The sequence below is a fragment of the Moheibacter lacus genome, from assembly GCF_014042165.1.
Taxonomy (GTDB): Bacteria; Bacteroidota; Bacteroidia; order Flavobacteriales; family Weeksellaceae; genus Moheibacter; species Moheibacter lacus.
Genome location: NZ_JACDZE010000002.1, coordinates 180,016 through 195,901, shown reverse-complemented (window position 1 = coordinate 195,901; position 15,886 = coordinate 180,016). Strand labels below are relative to the sequence as shown.

The 15,886-nt window shown below is 36.2% G+C and carries 14 protein-coding genes; 11 read left to right on the top strand and 3 right to left on the bottom strand.

What is annotated here, in order from left to right:
• Nucleotides 1-70: 70 nt before the first annotated feature.
• Genes HU137_RS09045 through HU137_RS09030 form a run of 4 tightly spaced genes read left to right on the top strand, consistent with a single transcriptional unit; the run spans nucleotide 71 to nucleotide 3,963 of the window.
• Complete coding sequence (locus HU137_RS09045; RefSeq protein WP_182043521.1) at nucleotides 71-1,339, top strand: MgtC/SapB family protein; 1,269 nt, start codon at nucleotides 71-73, stop codon at nucleotides 1,337-1,339.
• A gap of 42 nt (nucleotides 1,340-1,381) precedes the next feature.
• Nucleotides 1,382-2,797: a 23S rRNA (uracil(1939)-C(5))-methyltransferase RlmD gene (gene rlmD, locus HU137_RS09040; protein WP_182043520.1), complete on the top strand. Its 1,416-nt coding sequence runs from the start codon at nucleotides 1,382-1,384 to the stop codon at nucleotides 2,795-2,797.
• Between the two features lie 4 nt (nucleotides 2,798-2,801).
• Nucleotides 2,802-3,287, top strand: a complete 486-nt coding sequence (locus tag HU137_RS09035) for a DUF6452 family protein (RefSeq protein WP_182043519.1) — start codon at nucleotides 2,802-2,804, stop codon at nucleotides 3,285-3,287.
• Nucleotides 3,247-3,963, top strand: coding sequence for a DUF6048 family protein (locus HU137_RS09030; RefSeq protein WP_182043518.1), 717 nt, complete (start codon nucleotides 3,247-3,249; stop codon nucleotides 3,961-3,963). The genes HU137_RS09035 and HU137_RS09030 overlap by 41 nt, the downstream gene beginning before the upstream one ends.
• A gap of 280 nt (nucleotides 3,964-4,243) precedes the next feature.
• Here the strand turns inward: HU137_RS09030 and HU137_RS09025 are convergent, their stop codons facing one another.
• Together HU137_RS09025 and HU137_RS09020 are read right to left on the bottom strand one after the other, a co-directional pair.
• A complete protein-coding gene (locus HU137_RS09025; protein ID WP_182043517.1) occupies nucleotides 4,244-6,223 on the bottom strand; it encodes a S8/S53 family peptidase in 1,980 nt (659 codons plus the stop codon).
• A 14-nt stretch (nucleotides 6,224-6,237) separates the two neighbouring features.
• Complete coding sequence (locus HU137_RS09020; RefSeq protein ID WP_182043516.1) at nucleotides 6,238-8,385, bottom strand: endonuclease MutS2; 2,148 nt, start codon at nucleotides 8,383-8,385, stop codon at nucleotides 6,238-6,240.
• A gap of 42 nt (nucleotides 8,386-8,427) precedes the next feature.
• On the opposite strand from HU137_RS09020, the gene HU137_RS09015 reads away from it, so the two are divergent.
• The 4 genes from HU137_RS09015 (at nucleotide 8,428) to HU137_RS09000 (ending at nucleotide 10,966) form a co-directional block, all read left to right on the top strand.
• Nucleotides 8,428-9,090, top strand: a complete 663-nt coding sequence (locus HU137_RS09015) for a uracil-DNA glycosylase (protein ID WP_182043515.1) — start codon at nucleotides 8,428-8,430, stop codon at nucleotides 9,088-9,090.
• A gap of 45 nt (nucleotides 9,091-9,135) precedes the next feature.
• Nucleotides 9,136-10,383 (top strand): fumarylacetoacetase, encoded by a 1,248-nt coding sequence (gene fahA / locus HU137_RS09010; RefSeq protein ID WP_182043514.1) that lies wholly within the window; start codon nucleotides 9,136-9,138, stop codon nucleotides 10,381-10,383.
• Between the two features lie 8 nt (nucleotides 10,384-10,391).
• Nucleotides 10,392-10,586, top strand: coding sequence for a hypothetical protein (locus HU137_RS09005; RefSeq protein WP_182043513.1), 195 nt, complete (start codon nucleotides 10,392-10,394; stop codon nucleotides 10,584-10,586).
• A 134-nt stretch (nucleotides 10,587-10,720) separates the two neighbouring features.
• The gene (locus HU137_RS09000; RefSeq protein WP_182043512.1) at nucleotides 10,721-10,966 is read left to right on the top strand and encodes a hypothetical protein; all 246 of its coding nucleotides are present in this window, start codon (nucleotides 10,721-10,723) and stop codon (nucleotides 10,964-10,966) included.
• Here HU137_RS09000 and HU137_RS08995 read toward each other — a convergent pair.
• Entirely contained in the window at nucleotides 10,926-12,665 is a 1,740-nt protein-coding gene (locus HU137_RS08995) for a thiamine pyrophosphate-dependent enzyme (protein WP_182043511.1), read from the bottom strand. The genes HU137_RS09000 and HU137_RS08995 overlap by 41 nt on opposite strands.
• A 142-nt stretch (nucleotides 12,666-12,807) precedes the next feature.
• On the opposite strand from HU137_RS08995, the gene HU137_RS08990 reads away from it, so the two are divergent.
• The 3 genes from HU137_RS08990 (at nucleotide 12,808) to HU137_RS08980 (ending at nucleotide 15,873) form a co-directional block, all read left to right on the top strand.
• On the top strand, nucleotides 12,808-13,368 hold the full coding sequence (locus tag HU137_RS08990; protein ID WP_182043510.1) for a Crp/Fnr family transcriptional regulator: 561 nt from the start codon (nucleotides 12,808-12,810) through the stop codon (nucleotides 13,366-13,368).
• A gap of 64 nt (nucleotides 13,369-13,432) precedes the next feature.
• Nucleotides 13,433-14,398 carry an alpha/beta hydrolase gene (locus tag HU137_RS08985; protein WP_182043509.1) on the top strand — a complete coding sequence of 322 codons (966 nt, stop codon included), beginning with the start codon at nucleotides 13,433-13,435 and terminating at the stop codon, nucleotides 14,396-14,398.
• Nucleotides 14,399-14,511: 113 nt separating this feature from the next.
• Nucleotides 14,512-15,873 (top strand): TolC family protein, encoded by a 1,362-nt coding sequence (locus HU137_RS08980; protein WP_182043508.1) that lies wholly within the window; start codon nucleotides 14,512-14,514, stop codon nucleotides 15,871-15,873.
• Nucleotides 15,874-15,886: the final 13 nt, after the last annotated feature.

Genomic DNA, 15,886 nt, shown 5'->3' with positions numbered 1-15,886 from the left:
GAAATTGAACATGAAATTGATTCTCTCGATGAGAAAGTGTAAATTCGGATTAATCTGAAATTTATGGACTATGGATTATGAACCAATTATTACGCTGGGTATTTCTTTTGGAATAGGAATTTTGGTCGGTTTACAGAGAGAGTCCACTAAAAATGGAATGGCTGGAGTCAGAACATTTACATTTATAACTTTGCTGGGTACACTTAGTGGATTTCTTTCTGAAGCTTATGAAAATCCTTATATCATTCCTACGATGGGATTTGGGATTGTGATTTTGATGGTCATTTCCAATTTGGGTAAAATTCAAAGTAAAGAAGTGAAATCCATTGGAATTACGACAGAAATTGCGGCATTAATGGTTTTTTCAATTGGTGCTTATTTGGTTGTGGGAGAAAGAGTTGTTGGGATTATGGTCGGAGGAATTCTGGCCGTTATGCTGTATGCCAAAGAACGTCTTCATGATTTCATCGATAAATTGAAAGACAAAGAAATCTCGGCTATCATGACTTTTGTAGGCATTACTTTGATCATTCTGCCGATTTTACCGGACGAAAATTTCGGTCCAATGGAAGTTTTAAATCCAAGAAACATCTGGATGATGGTTGCTTTAATTGTTGGGATGAGTGTGTTCGGTTATTTTGTATACAAATGGATGGGAAATAAATCGGGATTGGTAACGAGCGGTATTTTAGGTGGAATAATTAGTAGTACAGCGACAACCGTAAGTTTTTCTAGAAAAACAAAAGCTGGTAGTGGAGGAGGAAAACTTGCCGCTTTTGTCATTCTCTTGGCAGTAACTATTTCATTGGTTCGCGTTGCAATTGAAATCATGGTGGTTGTTAAGAACAAATCATGGGAAGTGATTTTGCCCATAGCCGTTTTATTTGTTTTCATGATTTTGCTTTGTGTTGTATTCTTTTTTTTGATCATCAAGGATAAAAATGAAGAAGAATTACCAGAACCCAAAAATCCGGCTCAATTTAAAAGTGCGCTTATTTTTGCAGGAATTTATGCTGCAATTATGGTATTTGTGGCATTTACAGAAAAGGAATTTGGTAATGAAGGATTGTATGTTGCCTCTGCCATAGGCGGACTGGCAAACAAAGATGCTATCACACTATCTTTGTCTGGAAGAATTCGAAGTGGATTGGATATAAATTTAGGTTGGAGACTGATTATGACTGCCATCATTTCCAATATGATTTTTAAAGTCCTGATAGCTTCTGTAATAGGAAAAGCAAGATTAGCCAAATGGTTGGGATTGTTCATCATGATTTCCGTAGCATTTTCCGTATTGCTTATATGGCTATGGCCGGATAATATTGCATTATTAATCTGATCATAGTTGATCCTTTCCACAATTTAAATTTAAATTTGCGGCATGGGAAGAAAACAACGTAAAGAAATTTTTCTTGAAAATATAGAAGTGCTTCGTGCAGGAGCGAAGGGAATTTCCATAGGCAAATCTGATGATGGAAAAACGGTTTTGATTCAGGATGCCGTTCCGGGTGATGTAGTCAACGTATCGGTTTACAAAAAGAAATCGAGTTATCTTGAAGGGAAAGCAGTTGAAATTCTACAGAAATCAATTTATCGTGTCAATCCCAAATGTGAACATTTCGGGATTTGTGGTGGTTGCAAATGGCAGAATTTGAGTTATGATGCCCAATTGAAATTCAAACAAGATGAAGTAGAAAATAACCTGAAACGAATCGGGAAATTTGAAGATTTGGAAATCACACCGATTTTGGGTTCTGAACACGACTATTATTACCGAAATAAATTGGAATATACTTTTTCTAATTCCCGATGGTTGACACTGGAAGAAATCCGAAATACAGAAGCAACCTATGACCGAAATGCGCTTGGATTCCATATTCCGGGGCAATGGTCAAAAGTGCTCGACATCAAAAATTGTCATTTGCAAAAAGAACCATCCAATGCTATACGATTGGAAGCCAAACGGTTTGCGAACGAAAACGGTTATGATTTTTATGATTTGAAAAATCAGGAAGGATTTTTACGCACCTTGATGATTCGTTCTACACAGAAAGGGGAATTTATGGTTTTGGTTCAATTTTTCAAGGAAGACAAAGAAAAACGTGAAGCTTTTTTGGAGAATTTAAAATTGAAATTTCCGCAGATTGTTTCTTTGTTGTATGCCATTAATCCAAAAGGAAATGATTCTATTTATGATTTGGATATTCAAAATTATACAGGTCAGGATTTTATCACGGAAGAAATGGAAGATTTGCAGTTTAAAATCGGTCCTAAAAGTTTTTACCAAACCAATCCGGAACAAGCTTATGAATTGTATAAAATCACTAGAGATTTTGCCGATTTAAAAGGAGATGAAGTCGTATATGATTTGTATACCGGAACGGGAACCATCGCGCAATTCGTTTCCAAAAAAGCCAAAAAAGTAGTAGGAGTAGAGGCGGTTCAGGAAGCCATCGATGCGGCAAAAGAAAATGCGGAGCGAAACGGAATTGAGAATTGTACTTTTTATTGTGGTGATATGAAAGACATTTTTACGGACGAATTTATCGCTGAAAACGGTCATCCCGACGTGATCATTACAGATCCACCACGTGATGGCATGCACAAAAATGTAGTGGAAACCATTTTACGAATTCATCCTGAAAGGGTGGTGTATGTGAGTTGTAATTCGGCTACACAGGCGCGAGATTTGGAATTGATGAAAGAAAAATACGAGATCAAAAAAGTTCAACCGGTGGATATGTTTCCACAGACGCATCATGTGGAAAATGTTGTACTTTTGGAACGAATTGATTAGAAATATGAAAAAGCGATATTTGGTTTTTGGAATAATCTTGCCGATGATTTTTGCAGTTTCCTGTGAAGAAGATGATGTTTGTGTAGGAGAGGGAACGCCTTATTTAACTGTTGTTTTTAGAAATGCTTTGGATACGGAAAATCGGTCTGATACGTTAACGATCGAATCAGATGTGACTGCTGATTTTGCAAATGCGGACACGATTTATTTAAAAAGTTTTACGGACAGCATAAAATTGCCTTTGGGTGGTCTGGATGAAACCCAAACTTTTTTCCGAATCAAAAGGAGAAGCAACTCAACTCCAGATGTACTTACTGTAAATTATTCGACCCAAACTGAATATGTTTCAAAAGCTTGTGGTTTTCGGGTGACTTATGGAAATTTGGGTTACAATACGACATTTAATTACATTCAAGCCATAGAACCGGGTGAATCAAACGAATTAAAAGATGAAACGACTACCAATTTATACATTCGCCTTAGCAATTAATTTAGGGATCATTCCGGTTTTAGGACAAGAGGATTCGATTTCTATCGAAGCAGAGACAGTTGTTGAGGAAACAAAAGCCATAGAAGATACTGTGTTAAACCCGCAAAAAAGAGCCGGGAAATTATTTGTCGGAGTAGATATATTTAATCCGGCCGTATCTTTTTTTACAGAAAAACAAGGAGGGCAAGCTATGGTTTCCTATAACGTCTATAAAAAATGGAATGCGGTTGCAGAAGTTGGATTTGAAAAGAACCATTATGATGAATTGGATTGGGACATTGATGTAAATGGTTTGTATTTTAAGTTGGGATTTAATTATTTTCTTTCTCAAGACTATGAAGATGCTTCTAATGGTTTTTATGCAGGTGCCCGATTTGCCTATGCTGCATACAAACAGACTGTAAATCAGTATCCGATCAGGGTTTCAGGAAATCAAGTGGACGAATACGGAAGTTTGCCCGAAGCCAATGTGAGTGCTTATTGGGTTGAAATTTTGGCGGGAGCTAGAGTTCGGTTGATCGGTAATTTTTATGTAGATGTTTCTGTCCGACCAGAAATTTATGCAGGAAGTAAAAAGCAAGAAGGACTGGATCCACTTGTGATTCCGGGGTATGGAAAAGATATCGGGCCGATTAATTTCAGCATGTTTTGGGGAATTACGTATAAGTTATTTTAGATATTCTAAGTTAAATTCAATTAGAAATTAATTGAAACAAATTGCTTTGAAAGGATAATGAATGATTGAAGTCTTTTATTCTTATATCAACTTGTTGATTCCTTAATAATCCTTAATAAATCGAATTAATTCATTTTGACTTTAAATCTTAATGTTTTCATTTCAAATTCAGCTTAAGTAGTTAATAATAAATGCATTGCTATAGCTTATGGCAGTGCTAGAAAATAGATTCATAAAAAAAGCCCGGAATTTCCGGGCTTTTGTTTGGATAGAAATTGAATTATTTCTTGATTACTTTTTTCGTAATGACACCTTCATCAGATTTGATATAAACCATATAGGTTCCAGCCGGTAAAGATTTGAAATCGATGGATTCTTTGTTCTTTAATGAATCAAATTTATTTCCATAGACGATTTGTCCCATTTGGTTAAATACTTTTACTTCAGCATGATTCAATTGTTTGCTCAATTGAATATTCAATTGATCTACAACCGGATTTGGATAAATAGCCATTATTTCGTTTAAATCCAAATCAGTGGTTGCTAAAGGAGATTCTACTCCTGTTACCACCAGAGCAAAATTCTGAGATCCGTTTGTTAGAGTTCCTTTATGACTTACGGTAACGGTATAAGTTTGACCTGCAACAGGAGATTCGATATAAACTTGTTCAACATTGTCGACGATATTGTCTTCTTGGGTTGCAGCTGCAGAAGGGTTATCTGGATCCAATTTCCATGGATAATAAGTATTTCCTCCATTGGTTACTCGAACATCCAAGTCATTGACTAGTAATGGAGTTCTGTCATTTAAAGTCAATTCAGGAAGTGGAGAACCTGCAGGGTCTAACCATGCAATAGATACTTTTAAAGGTTCATCACCATTTGCAACAACTTCAACATCATAGGTTCCGCCATTGTCAATTGACAAATTACTGACAAAAGCATTTTGATTGACATTTAACAAAGTTTCAGCTGCACCAAAAGCATTGATTAATCCAAAACCAAATTTATAATCCGGACCTAAATCTGAGCCTGACTCAAAAGCAGTGTGGGTCAACAATGCTTTCATCATATCAGAACGCAAATATCCACCATCGGCTTCATTTTTTATTTGTTGTAATAAAAGTCCAACGCCTGCAGCAGCTGGTGAGGAGAAAGAAGTACCGCTGTTTCCGGAATATTGGGTATCACTACTTCCACTAGCTGCAATTACTACTGCACCTATCGCGGTAACATCTGGCTTAATTCTTCCATCATCAGTCGGTCCATAACTGGTAAATGAAGTTGCAACTACGTCTGATGGGTCTTCATAACGGTTATTTCCTCCCAGAGGATTAATCGCTCCTACTAAAATAGTGTTTTTAGCAACAGAGCCTGAAAAAGAAAGACAATCATATCCTCCTTGAGTCATACAATCATTTGGACGACTCACACCTGTGTAAAATTCCCAAGATCCATCAGGTGCATAAGCATAATGGTCAACAGTAGTGCCCGGACCCTCGTTTCTGTTGTTTCCTGATGATTTGAACATAGTATGTTGAGGAGCATTATAAGCTAAATTATCCCAAGCAGCATCTGTTGAAGTATAAAATCCGAACAATACTGATTCTGTAGGAGAAATATTTGGGTATCCATACCAGTACCAAGTTGATCCACTATAATACCATCCTGCTAGTGAACCGTAGGAATGATTTGAAATCAAATAATTTGCATTCTCAGGATTATTGGATTCATAGATCATTTCCGGAATATTATTGGTGTAATTGTATCCAACCACATTGGCTTGATAGGCCATTCCTTTTGCTGCTGGATTAAGCCCTGCCCCCACGATGACACCTGCTACCGGAGTAGAGTGCGATCCTGAACCTGATGTCTGTTCATTGGTCGCTCTTCCTTCAAAATCCTGGTGTGTGGTTCTGATAGCACCGCCATCCCAAATATAGGCTTTAAATCCTTCACCCGAAACGGAAACGCCCGGTATACCTCCATCATGAAGATAATCCACATTCATCGAATTGATTTGCGTCTGACTGTCTATTGATAAATATTCATGAATTCCATTTGAAGTTTTTCCTTCATAAGAAACTTCTTCCGGAAAATTATGGTAAGGCTTGATGTATGTATCTTCATAAACCTTTGCTTCATCATGTTTTAATTGAGCTTCTGCTGCAATTTTTTGCAGTTCTTCTTTGTTTACCTTATCTTGTGCGTTGACTATCGCACCAAGCGCCAAGGCAGCAAAAAGTATATTTTTTTTCATTCCCTTTATTTTTATTAAATTTTACGGATATCAAATATAGAAACTTTTGCCGTAAATTGACCATAATTTAATATAATTGACTTTCCTTCTATTTTTTCTATTGTCGCAACACTATTGCTATCTTTGATTTTAACGCGATCCCCAACTTTAAGATTGTCTATCGACATTTGGACTTCTTTTTCTTTTTTCTCTTCTATTTTTTTCTTTTCGACAATGATGTTTTCTTGATTTCTTTTTAATTCTTTTTTAATCTCTTTTTTGACGATTTTATCCTTTTCTTTTTCTAAAGCCAAACTATCTGTTTTCTTAGAATTCTCCATTTCCACCCATTTTAAAAACTCACCGATGAGCTTCTTTTTATTCCGTGATTTTAAATAATCGTCTGCCCAATCGTTCATTTTTCTTCCGGCTTGAAGAGATTTTAACTCATTGTCATATAACAATTGAAAATCCACCAACTTTTCCCTAACTTTTTCATGCGTCGTTTCCAATTCTTTGCTTTGTTCGGCAGAAGTTTCCTTTAACTCTTGAACTTGATTTTTGGTTTTTTGAATTTCAAATTTTTCCTGTTGTAACTTTAAAATCGTTTTGTCCAAACGAACTTTGTCTTGTTCCACTTTCTTTTTGGCACGATTGATCAACCGAAATGGGATTTTGTTTTTTTCCGCAACTTCAAATGTAAATGAACTTCCTGCTTGTCCGATTTCCAATTTATACAAAGGATTTAAGGATTTTTCATCAAACAACATGCTCGCATTGATCGCTTCCGGTAAATTCTCAGCCGCTATTTTGATATTGGTGTAATGCGTGGTGAAAACCCCAAATGCCTTGCGTTCATAAAATTCTTCAAAAAACACTTCTGCCAGTGCACCTCCCAACTCCGGATCAGATCCAGTTCCAAATTCATCCACCAACAATAAAGTTCCTTCATCCACATTTCTAATGAAATAAGACATTTGTTTTAAACGATAACTATAAGTACTCAATTGATTTTCTATAGATTGATTGTCACCGATGTCTGTAAAGATTTTATCAAAAAATCCAATTTCAGATTTGGGGTGTACTGGAATCAAAATGCCGCTTTGGATCATCAATTGGTTCAGACCAATGGTCTTGAGCGTGATACTTTTTCCACCGGCATTGGGACCGGAAATAATGATGATCCGTTGATTTTTATCCAATTTTAAAGTTTGCGGAATGGTATTTAATTTTTTTTCTGAATTGGATAAATACAACAAAGGATGATAGGCATCCACCAAATTTAAGACAGAATCTCCCTTGATTTCCGGAAGAATGCCATTGATTTTCAATGCAAATTGCGCCTTGGCTTGTGTGAAATCATAATATTCTAAAAGCGATTCATAATCTTCTAGAAGTTCTTTATGGACAGAAATAACCGATGTCAAATTACGCAGAATTTTGATGATTTCTTTTCCTTCTTCTTCTTTTAAATCTTCCAACTCCCGATTGGATTTTTGAACCGATTCGGGTTCTATAAATGAAATCGAACCAGTTTTGGAAGTGCCTAAAAATCGACCTTTTACTCGTTTTCTGACCGATGAAATCACAGCCAAAACACGTTTATCATCCACAACTGTTTCTTTGATATCATCCAGATATTGACTATTATATGCGATTGATTTTTTAAACAAATCAGCTACACGAGCAGAAATCATTTTGATTTGTTTTCTGATTTCATACAATTCCGGACTGGCATCGTCTTTTATTTCGCCATGTCGATTAAAAACACCATCGATTTCTTTGACGATTTGTTTTTCGTAAATCACCTCAGTAACCAATCCATTTAAAGTCGGGAAATATTCTTCAAAATTTGCAAAAAACTTTATTATTTCTTTGATTTGAAGTGCATTGGATTTGATTTGGAAAAACTGTTCCGCATTCAAATAATAATTTTCAATTTCCAATCTCGGTAAAAAATCACTCATGTAAAAAAACTCCGAAAAAGGAATTCTGTTTCCAGATTGAAAACTGGAAAGAAATTCGTTTGTTGCGTTTAAATCCTGAACCAAATGATCTTGATTTTCATAAGGTTTTAATTCGGTTAAAATCTGAGCTGTTCTTTCATTATAAGCCAGTTCGGCAATTTTTTCCAATATTTTTGGAAATTCTAAGTCTTTTAAAGTCTGTTCTGATACCTGCATTGGTACAAAAATACTTTATATTTGGAAACCGAGTTTGAAAAAATGGAAGTGAATTTAGAATCGAGTTGGAAAGCAGTATTAAAAGAAGAATTTGATAAAATCTATTTTAAAGAATTGGTAGAATTTGTCAAAAATGAATACAGAACGCAATCTGTATTTCCACCTGGTAATAAAATTTTTTCGGCTTTTGATCATACACCTTTTGAACAAGTAAAAGTGGTGATTTTAGGACAAGATCCCTATCATGGACCTAACCAAGCCAATGGATTGTGTTTTTCTGTAGCTGATGAAGTCCGATTGCCACCGAGTTTGCGAAATATTTTTAAAGAAATAGCCTCTGACCTAGGGAAAATTCCTTCTTCTTCCGGAAATTTAGAAAGATGGGCAGATCAAGGTGTTTTTCTTCTCAATGCAATGTTAACGGTTCGGGCTTCTCAAGCCGGTTCTCACCAAAAAAAAGGTTGGGAAGCTTTTACAGATGCAGTGATCAAAAAGTTGTCAGATGAAAAAGAAAATTTAGTTTTCATTCTTTGGGGGGCTTATGCCCAGAAAAAAGGAAGCATCATCGATGCTGATAAACATTTTGTATTAAAGTCGGCTCATCCATCTCCATTGTCTGCATACAATGGTTTTTTTGGCAGTAAGCCTTTTTCCCAAACCAATCAATTTTTACGATCAATAGGACAACCAGAAATTGATTGGTGACAATAATAATTTGTAATTTTGGAATCCATAAAAAAACAAACAAATATGAAATCATTTATTCCGTACGAGGATCATTCTGACTTTTCTATCCATAACATTCCATTTGGTGTTGCCATTTTTGCTGATGATGAAATTGGTTGTGTAACAAGAATTGGAAGTACCGTCATCAATTTAGCTGTTTTGTATGATAACGGATATTTTGAGGCATTTGATTTGGGTGAAAATATTTTTGAAGCTTTTACTTTAAATGAATTCATATCACTTGGAAAATCCGTTACTGTTCCCATTCGCGAAAGAATTCAGGAATTATTATTGGAAGGATCTGAATTATCAAAAGATGAAGCAACGCAAAAAGAAGCTTTTCATTTGATACACAACGTTTCCATGCAATTACCGGTTCATGTTCCCAACTATACCGATTTTTACAGCAGCATAGAACATGCGACCAATGTAGGGAAAATGTTCCGTGATCCGGAAAACGCTTTGTTGCCCAACTGGAAACATCTTCCGGTAGGTTATCATGGACGTGCTTCTTCGATAGTCGTTTCCGGAACGCCGATTCACAGACCAAAAGGACAAACTTTACCTCCAGATGCGAGCGCTCCGGTTTTCGGTCCTACCAAAAGATTGGACTTCGAATTGGAAGTGGCATTTATCACCAACTCCTATACAGATTTAGGAGAGTCGGTTTCTACAGCGGAAGCAGAAGAACATATATTTGGATTGGTTTTGTTTAACGATTGGAGTGCTCGTGATATGCAAAAATGGGAATATGTTCCTTTGGGGCCATTTTTGGCTAAAAATTTTGGATCATCAGTTTCGCCTTGGGTTGTGACACTGGAAGCTTTGGATCCATTTAGAATGGAAGGACCAAAGCAAGAGCCGGAAGTTTTGGATTATTTGAAATTCGAAGGAAAGAAAAACTTTGATATCAACCTTCAGACTTTCATCGCCAATGATGCTGCCGGAGAAAATTTAATTTGTACTTCAAATTTCAAATACATGTATTGGAACATGGCGCAGCAATTGGCGCATCATACCGTAAATGGTTGTAACCTGGAAGTAGGAGACATGTATGCCAGTGGAACAATCAGTGGAAAAACGGAAGACTCGTTTGGATCCATGTTGGAGTTGACTTGGAGCGGAACGAAACCATTGAAATTAAAAGATGGGTCTGAAAGAAAATTCATAGAAGACCACGATACTGTTATCATGCGCGGATGGTGTGAAAAAGACGGGAAAAGAGTTGGTTTCGGTGAAGTTTCAGGGAAAATTCTACCTGCAAAAGCATAATCCTAATTTTGAAAATTCTCGAAACGCTTTCCCAATACATAAGAGTTGATGATGAAATTCTTCGGTTTATTGACGAATTTGGTCAAGAAAAACAATTGGCGAAAGGAGAAGTTCTGAGCTCTCAAAATACAGTTGATCGAAATCTTTATTATTTGAAAAAGGATTTTTACGGTCCTTTTATTTTGAAAATGGAAAAGATTTAACGGCCAATTTTTACAAAGAAGGAAATCTCATTGCCAATAAAGATATCATTTTTCTAAAAGAATCGGGAAATAACAATATTGAAGCGATCGAGTCTTCTTTGGTGACTTATTTCAATTATTCAAAACTGGAAGAGTTGTGCGAAAACTCTTTGGCGCTTGCCAATTTTTCGCGAAGAGTTTTGGGCGTTCTTCTCGCTAATATGGAAAAAAGAGTACACTCTTTACAACACATGACTGCAAAAGAAAAATATCAGGAATTACTCACAGAACATCCTGATATTTTATTGCGTGCGCCACTTGGAATTTCTTCTTATCGTGGGAGTGTTCGCAGTTTTTTAATTAAAAAAGTTCTCGCAGATATTTCTTTCCCGAATCCATAATATCCAGAACATCACCACTTTTCCCATTAAGCATCATTTTGGAAAGCGTTTGTGCATAGCCTTTCACTTGTTCAAAACTTATATGAGGCGGCATTGCCAAAGCATTGGGATCTGTAAATATACTAACTAGTGCTGGTCCGTCATGTTCAAGAGCTAACTTAATCACTGATTCTACTTCTGCACATTCTTTTACATTCCAAGCTTTTATATTCATCGCTTCCGCTACTTTTGCAAAATCTGGATTTTCGAGATCTGTTTGCCAATCTGGGAGTCCTGCAACTTGCATTTCTAACTTTACCATCCCTAATGATCGGTTATTAAAAACAATGATTTTTGCAGGAATTTTATATTGGCTAATGGTCATTAGGTCACCCAAAAGCATACTAATTCCCCCATCTCCACAAAGGGCGATCACTTGTCGGTCTGGATGCGATAATCCTGCACCTATTGCCATCGGCATTGCATTCGCCATTGAACCGTGATTAAAAGATCCGGTGAGATAACGGTTCTTTTTACCTTTCAGATATCTTGCAGCCCAAACTGCTGACATCCCTGTATCAACTGTAAAAATGGCATCATCAGTAGCTAAATCATCGATGACACTGGCTACATATTCTGGATGTATCTTTGCTTCAGCTGAACGTCCTTTGGCGTATGATCGGTAATCGTTTTCCACTTTTTCGTGCAATTTCCTCATTTTTTTAAAAAATTCTTCATCTTCATTTTTCTGAAGTAATGGTAGTAATGATTTAATTGTTTCGCCGATATCACCACAATAACCGTAATCAACTTTTGCACGTCGCCCGATTCGCTCCGGTTTATTATCAATTTGAATTATCGTGTTATCTTCAGGTAAAAAATTACTATACGGAAAATCGCTTCCCAACATTAATAATATGTCGGTTTCATTCATTGCTTCAAAGCCCGATTTGTTGCCTAAAAGTCCGTTAAGCCCAACTGCATAAGGATTAGTTTCTTTATCGAAGAAAATTTTTCCTCTGAAACTAAATCCGATTGGTGCATTAAGTTTCTCTGCTAATTTTAGAACTTCAGCCTCTGCATTACGGCAACCGTAACCGCAATACAGCATGATCTTTTTATTTTCGTTCAGAACTTTCACTAGTTCATCTAACTCTTGCTTAGATGGGATCGCTTTACCTGTCGTATAATAATTTTTTACGGACGAATCAATATTTTCAACTTTCGCAGCCGCAACATCTCCCGGCAAACCAACAACAGCAACTCCTTTTTGGCTAATAGCAGTTTGTATTGCTGATTGAAAACCATGTAAAGCCTGAACTGGCGTATTGGCCATAAAGCAATACTTGCTACAGTCATCAAAAAGTTTGGTAACATTGGTTTCCTGAAAATATTCAATCCCTAATTTGTCCGTATTCGCAGTTGAAGCAATGGCGATAACAGGGTTTTCCGACCGGTTGGCATCATATAAACCATTTACTAGATGTACGTGACCTGGACCGCTACTTCCCATACAGCAACCAATTCCATTAAGTTCAGCATCCATAGATGCTGCATAAGCACCTGCTTCTTCATGCCGAACATGCACCCATTGTAAACGTCCGTCTCTTCGAACTGCGTCATTTACAGGATTCAAGCTGTCGCCTGTGACTGCGTAAATTCTTTTCACACCTGCCTCTACAAGCATTTCTACTAAGACATCTGATACATTCTTGGACATAATATTTTTTTTAGTGATTTAGATAATATCTATGTTTCGTTCTTTAAAACCATTAAATTTAACAAATATTTTACCTAAACTATTCTGTAAATATTAAATCTTTCATAAATTTTTAAATAATATTGTAGCTTTGTATTCCTCGATGAAAATCCTAGAATCCATTTCTCAGTATGTAAAAATTGATGATGAAATTCGTCAGTTTATTAATCAATTTGGATCAGAAAAACACTTGTCGAAAGGAGAAGTGTTAAGTTCCCATAATTCTGTGGATCACAATCTTTATTTTTTAGAAAAAGGACTTTTGCGCTCCTTTTATTTTGAAAATGGAAAAGATTTAACGGCCAATTTTTACAAAGAAGGAAACCTCATTGCCAATAAAAATACCATTTTTCTTAATCAATCTGATGATAATAATATTGATGCAATTGAACCTTCTTTGGTGACTTATTTCAATTATTCCAAACTGGAAGAGTTGTGCGAAAACTCTTTGGCTCTTGCCAATTTTTCGCGAAGAGTTTTGGGCGTTCTTCTCGCTAATATGGAAAAAAGAGTACACTCTTTACAGCATATGACCGCAAAAGAAAAATATCAGGAATTGCTCACAGAACATCCTGATATTTTATTGCGTGCGCCACTTGGAATGATTGCTTCTTACCTCGGAATTTCGCAGGAAACGCTTAGTCGTATCCGCAGTTCAATTTAGATTTTTTAATAAATATCAAAGGAAAAAATTTGAAAGTTTCTGATTTTTAAAAATTATTTTATTTATGACCAAATCTATCAATTCAGAAAACTACCAACCCAATATTTTAGGAAATGATTTTGAACAAATGACGCTAAATTTTCCTGATGATTATGAAGGAAAAGTAACGGCGACATTAGTTCGTAAATTATCTGAAAACCCATCTGAAAAGGCAGTTTTGTATGTTCATGGATTCAATGATTATTTTTTCCAGGTGGAAATGGCAGAAAAGTTCAACCAAAATGGTTTTAACTTTTATGCCTTGGATCTAAGAAAATATGGTCGTTCCTGGCTTCCGAGTCAAAAGATGAACAACGTTCGTGATTTGAAAGAATACGATGCCGAAATCAACCAAGCATTGAAAATCATTGAGCAAGAAAATCATTCGAAAGTACTTTTAGCGGGACATTCCACAGGAGGATTGACTTTGACTTACTTTGCTTCGCGAACTGATAATCCTATGGTGAAAGGATTGTGGTGCAATTCACCGTTTTATGATTTCAATTTGGTTTTTTTTTCAGAAACCTTCGGAATTCCCGTCATCAGTAGATTAGGGAAAAATTATCCCGATAAAAAAATAAATGGAGGTTTTTCTCCATTGTACGGACAAAGTTTGCATCAGAATTTTTTCGGAAAATGGAATTATAATTTGGATTGGAAACCCAATGTTGCGGAAAAAGTAAATTTCGGATTCATTCGTGCGATTCATCAAGCCCAAAGGGAAATCAAAAAAGGAGTAAGCATCAATTTTCCGGTTTTGGTAATGCATGCTGAAAAGTCTTCAAATCCTAAAAAAATGAGTGATGAAGTTTTCGGTTCCGATATCATTTTGAGCGAAAAAGACATCCGAAAATATGCTCAGAAAATTCAAGGAAATGTAATGATTCTTCCTTTCAAAGATGGCATCCACGATTTGGTGTTGTCGAGAAAGGAAGTGAGAAAAAAAGTTTATCAAAAATTGTTTGATTGGATACTACAAAATCAATTCTAATTTAAATCTAAACAAAACCGTCGCAACCGTGGCGGTTTTCACTTTTTGACAAATGTCAAAGGATTTCGTTTTCTATCGTTGGAAATTTGTACTCACAAACAAATAATTAGAAAATGAAATCTACAAAAACCATATTCTTTGGTTTATTGGCGGTTTTGGGTTTTCAGTCCAATGTTTTTGCGCAGGAATCGGGTTTGTCCTTTTCCCAAGCGCAAGATTTGATGAAGGGAAACAACAAACAGTTCCAAATCAACCAAAAGAAACTGGAAACCAGCCAATTCAATGAAAAAGCTTCAAAAGCTTTAAGTTATCCTAAATTCAATGCATTTGCAGCCGCAACATGGATGGACAAAGACATTGCATTAGATCTAAACGACAAACGTGCGCAAGTAGCCGGACTTTTGCAAATTCCAAATCCCAGTATTTTAGGAAATTGGAATTTTACGCTGCAAGAAAACGATGTCCAAATGGTTGGACTAGGTGTTACATGGCCGATTTATACGGGTGGAAAAATCAAAGCAGCACAAAATGTTTCCAAAATCAAAACCGAAATCGCCAAAAATGAAAACCGTACTGAAACCCAAAAATTGGTTTCGGAATTGGCGGAATATTACTACAAAGCCAAATTGGCTCAAGAAGCAGTTGAAGTGCGTCAATTGGTTTTTGACGGGATGCAAAAACACTTGTATAATGCCCAAAAATTAGAAGAAAACGGTATCATCGCCGGTGCAGAAACACTTCAGGCAAAAGTGGCTGTCGCCAATTCGGAAAGAGAATTGTTGGCGAGTAAAAAAGATTTGGATTTAGCAAAAGAAGCTTTGGCTAGTACGATGGAAGTAGAGGATGTAAATGAAAAACTTTCTTCTCCGTTTTTTGTTTCATCAAACTTATTGCCGCTTAATTATTATCAGGATTTGGCATCCAATAATTTCCCTCAAATCGAAAAGTTGAAATTGCTGGAGCAACTTTCAGAACAAAAAATTAAAGCCGAAAAAGCAAATCATTTGCCAACAGTCGCTGTTTTTGGCCAGAAAATTTTGGCTTCAAATAACTTGCCTTTGGACAATCCATTATTTTTAGGAGTGGGAGTGAAGTATGATTTGTTTGATGGTTTCGCTACTAAAAATAATGTTCGCGCAGCTGAATCTGAAAAATCTACTTTAGAATTAGCCAGAAAAAAAGCGGAATTGGATATCCGAACTTTGGTGAGCAAATACTACAAAGAACTTGAAAAACAGGAGGAACAGATCACTTCTCTGGAAGTCTCTAAGGATTTGGCAGGTGAATTGGTGCGTGTACGTGAACGTGCTTTTTCTGAAGGAATTGCCAATTCGGTCGATGTTGTCGATGCACAGATGAACCAAGCATCGATTCACCTTCAAACCTTGAAAGCTTATAGCGATTACGATATTACGCTTGCCAAACTTTATGAAATCTGCGGCATCAGTGATCAATATACTTCTGAAACGTTTTAAAAATTCACACAAA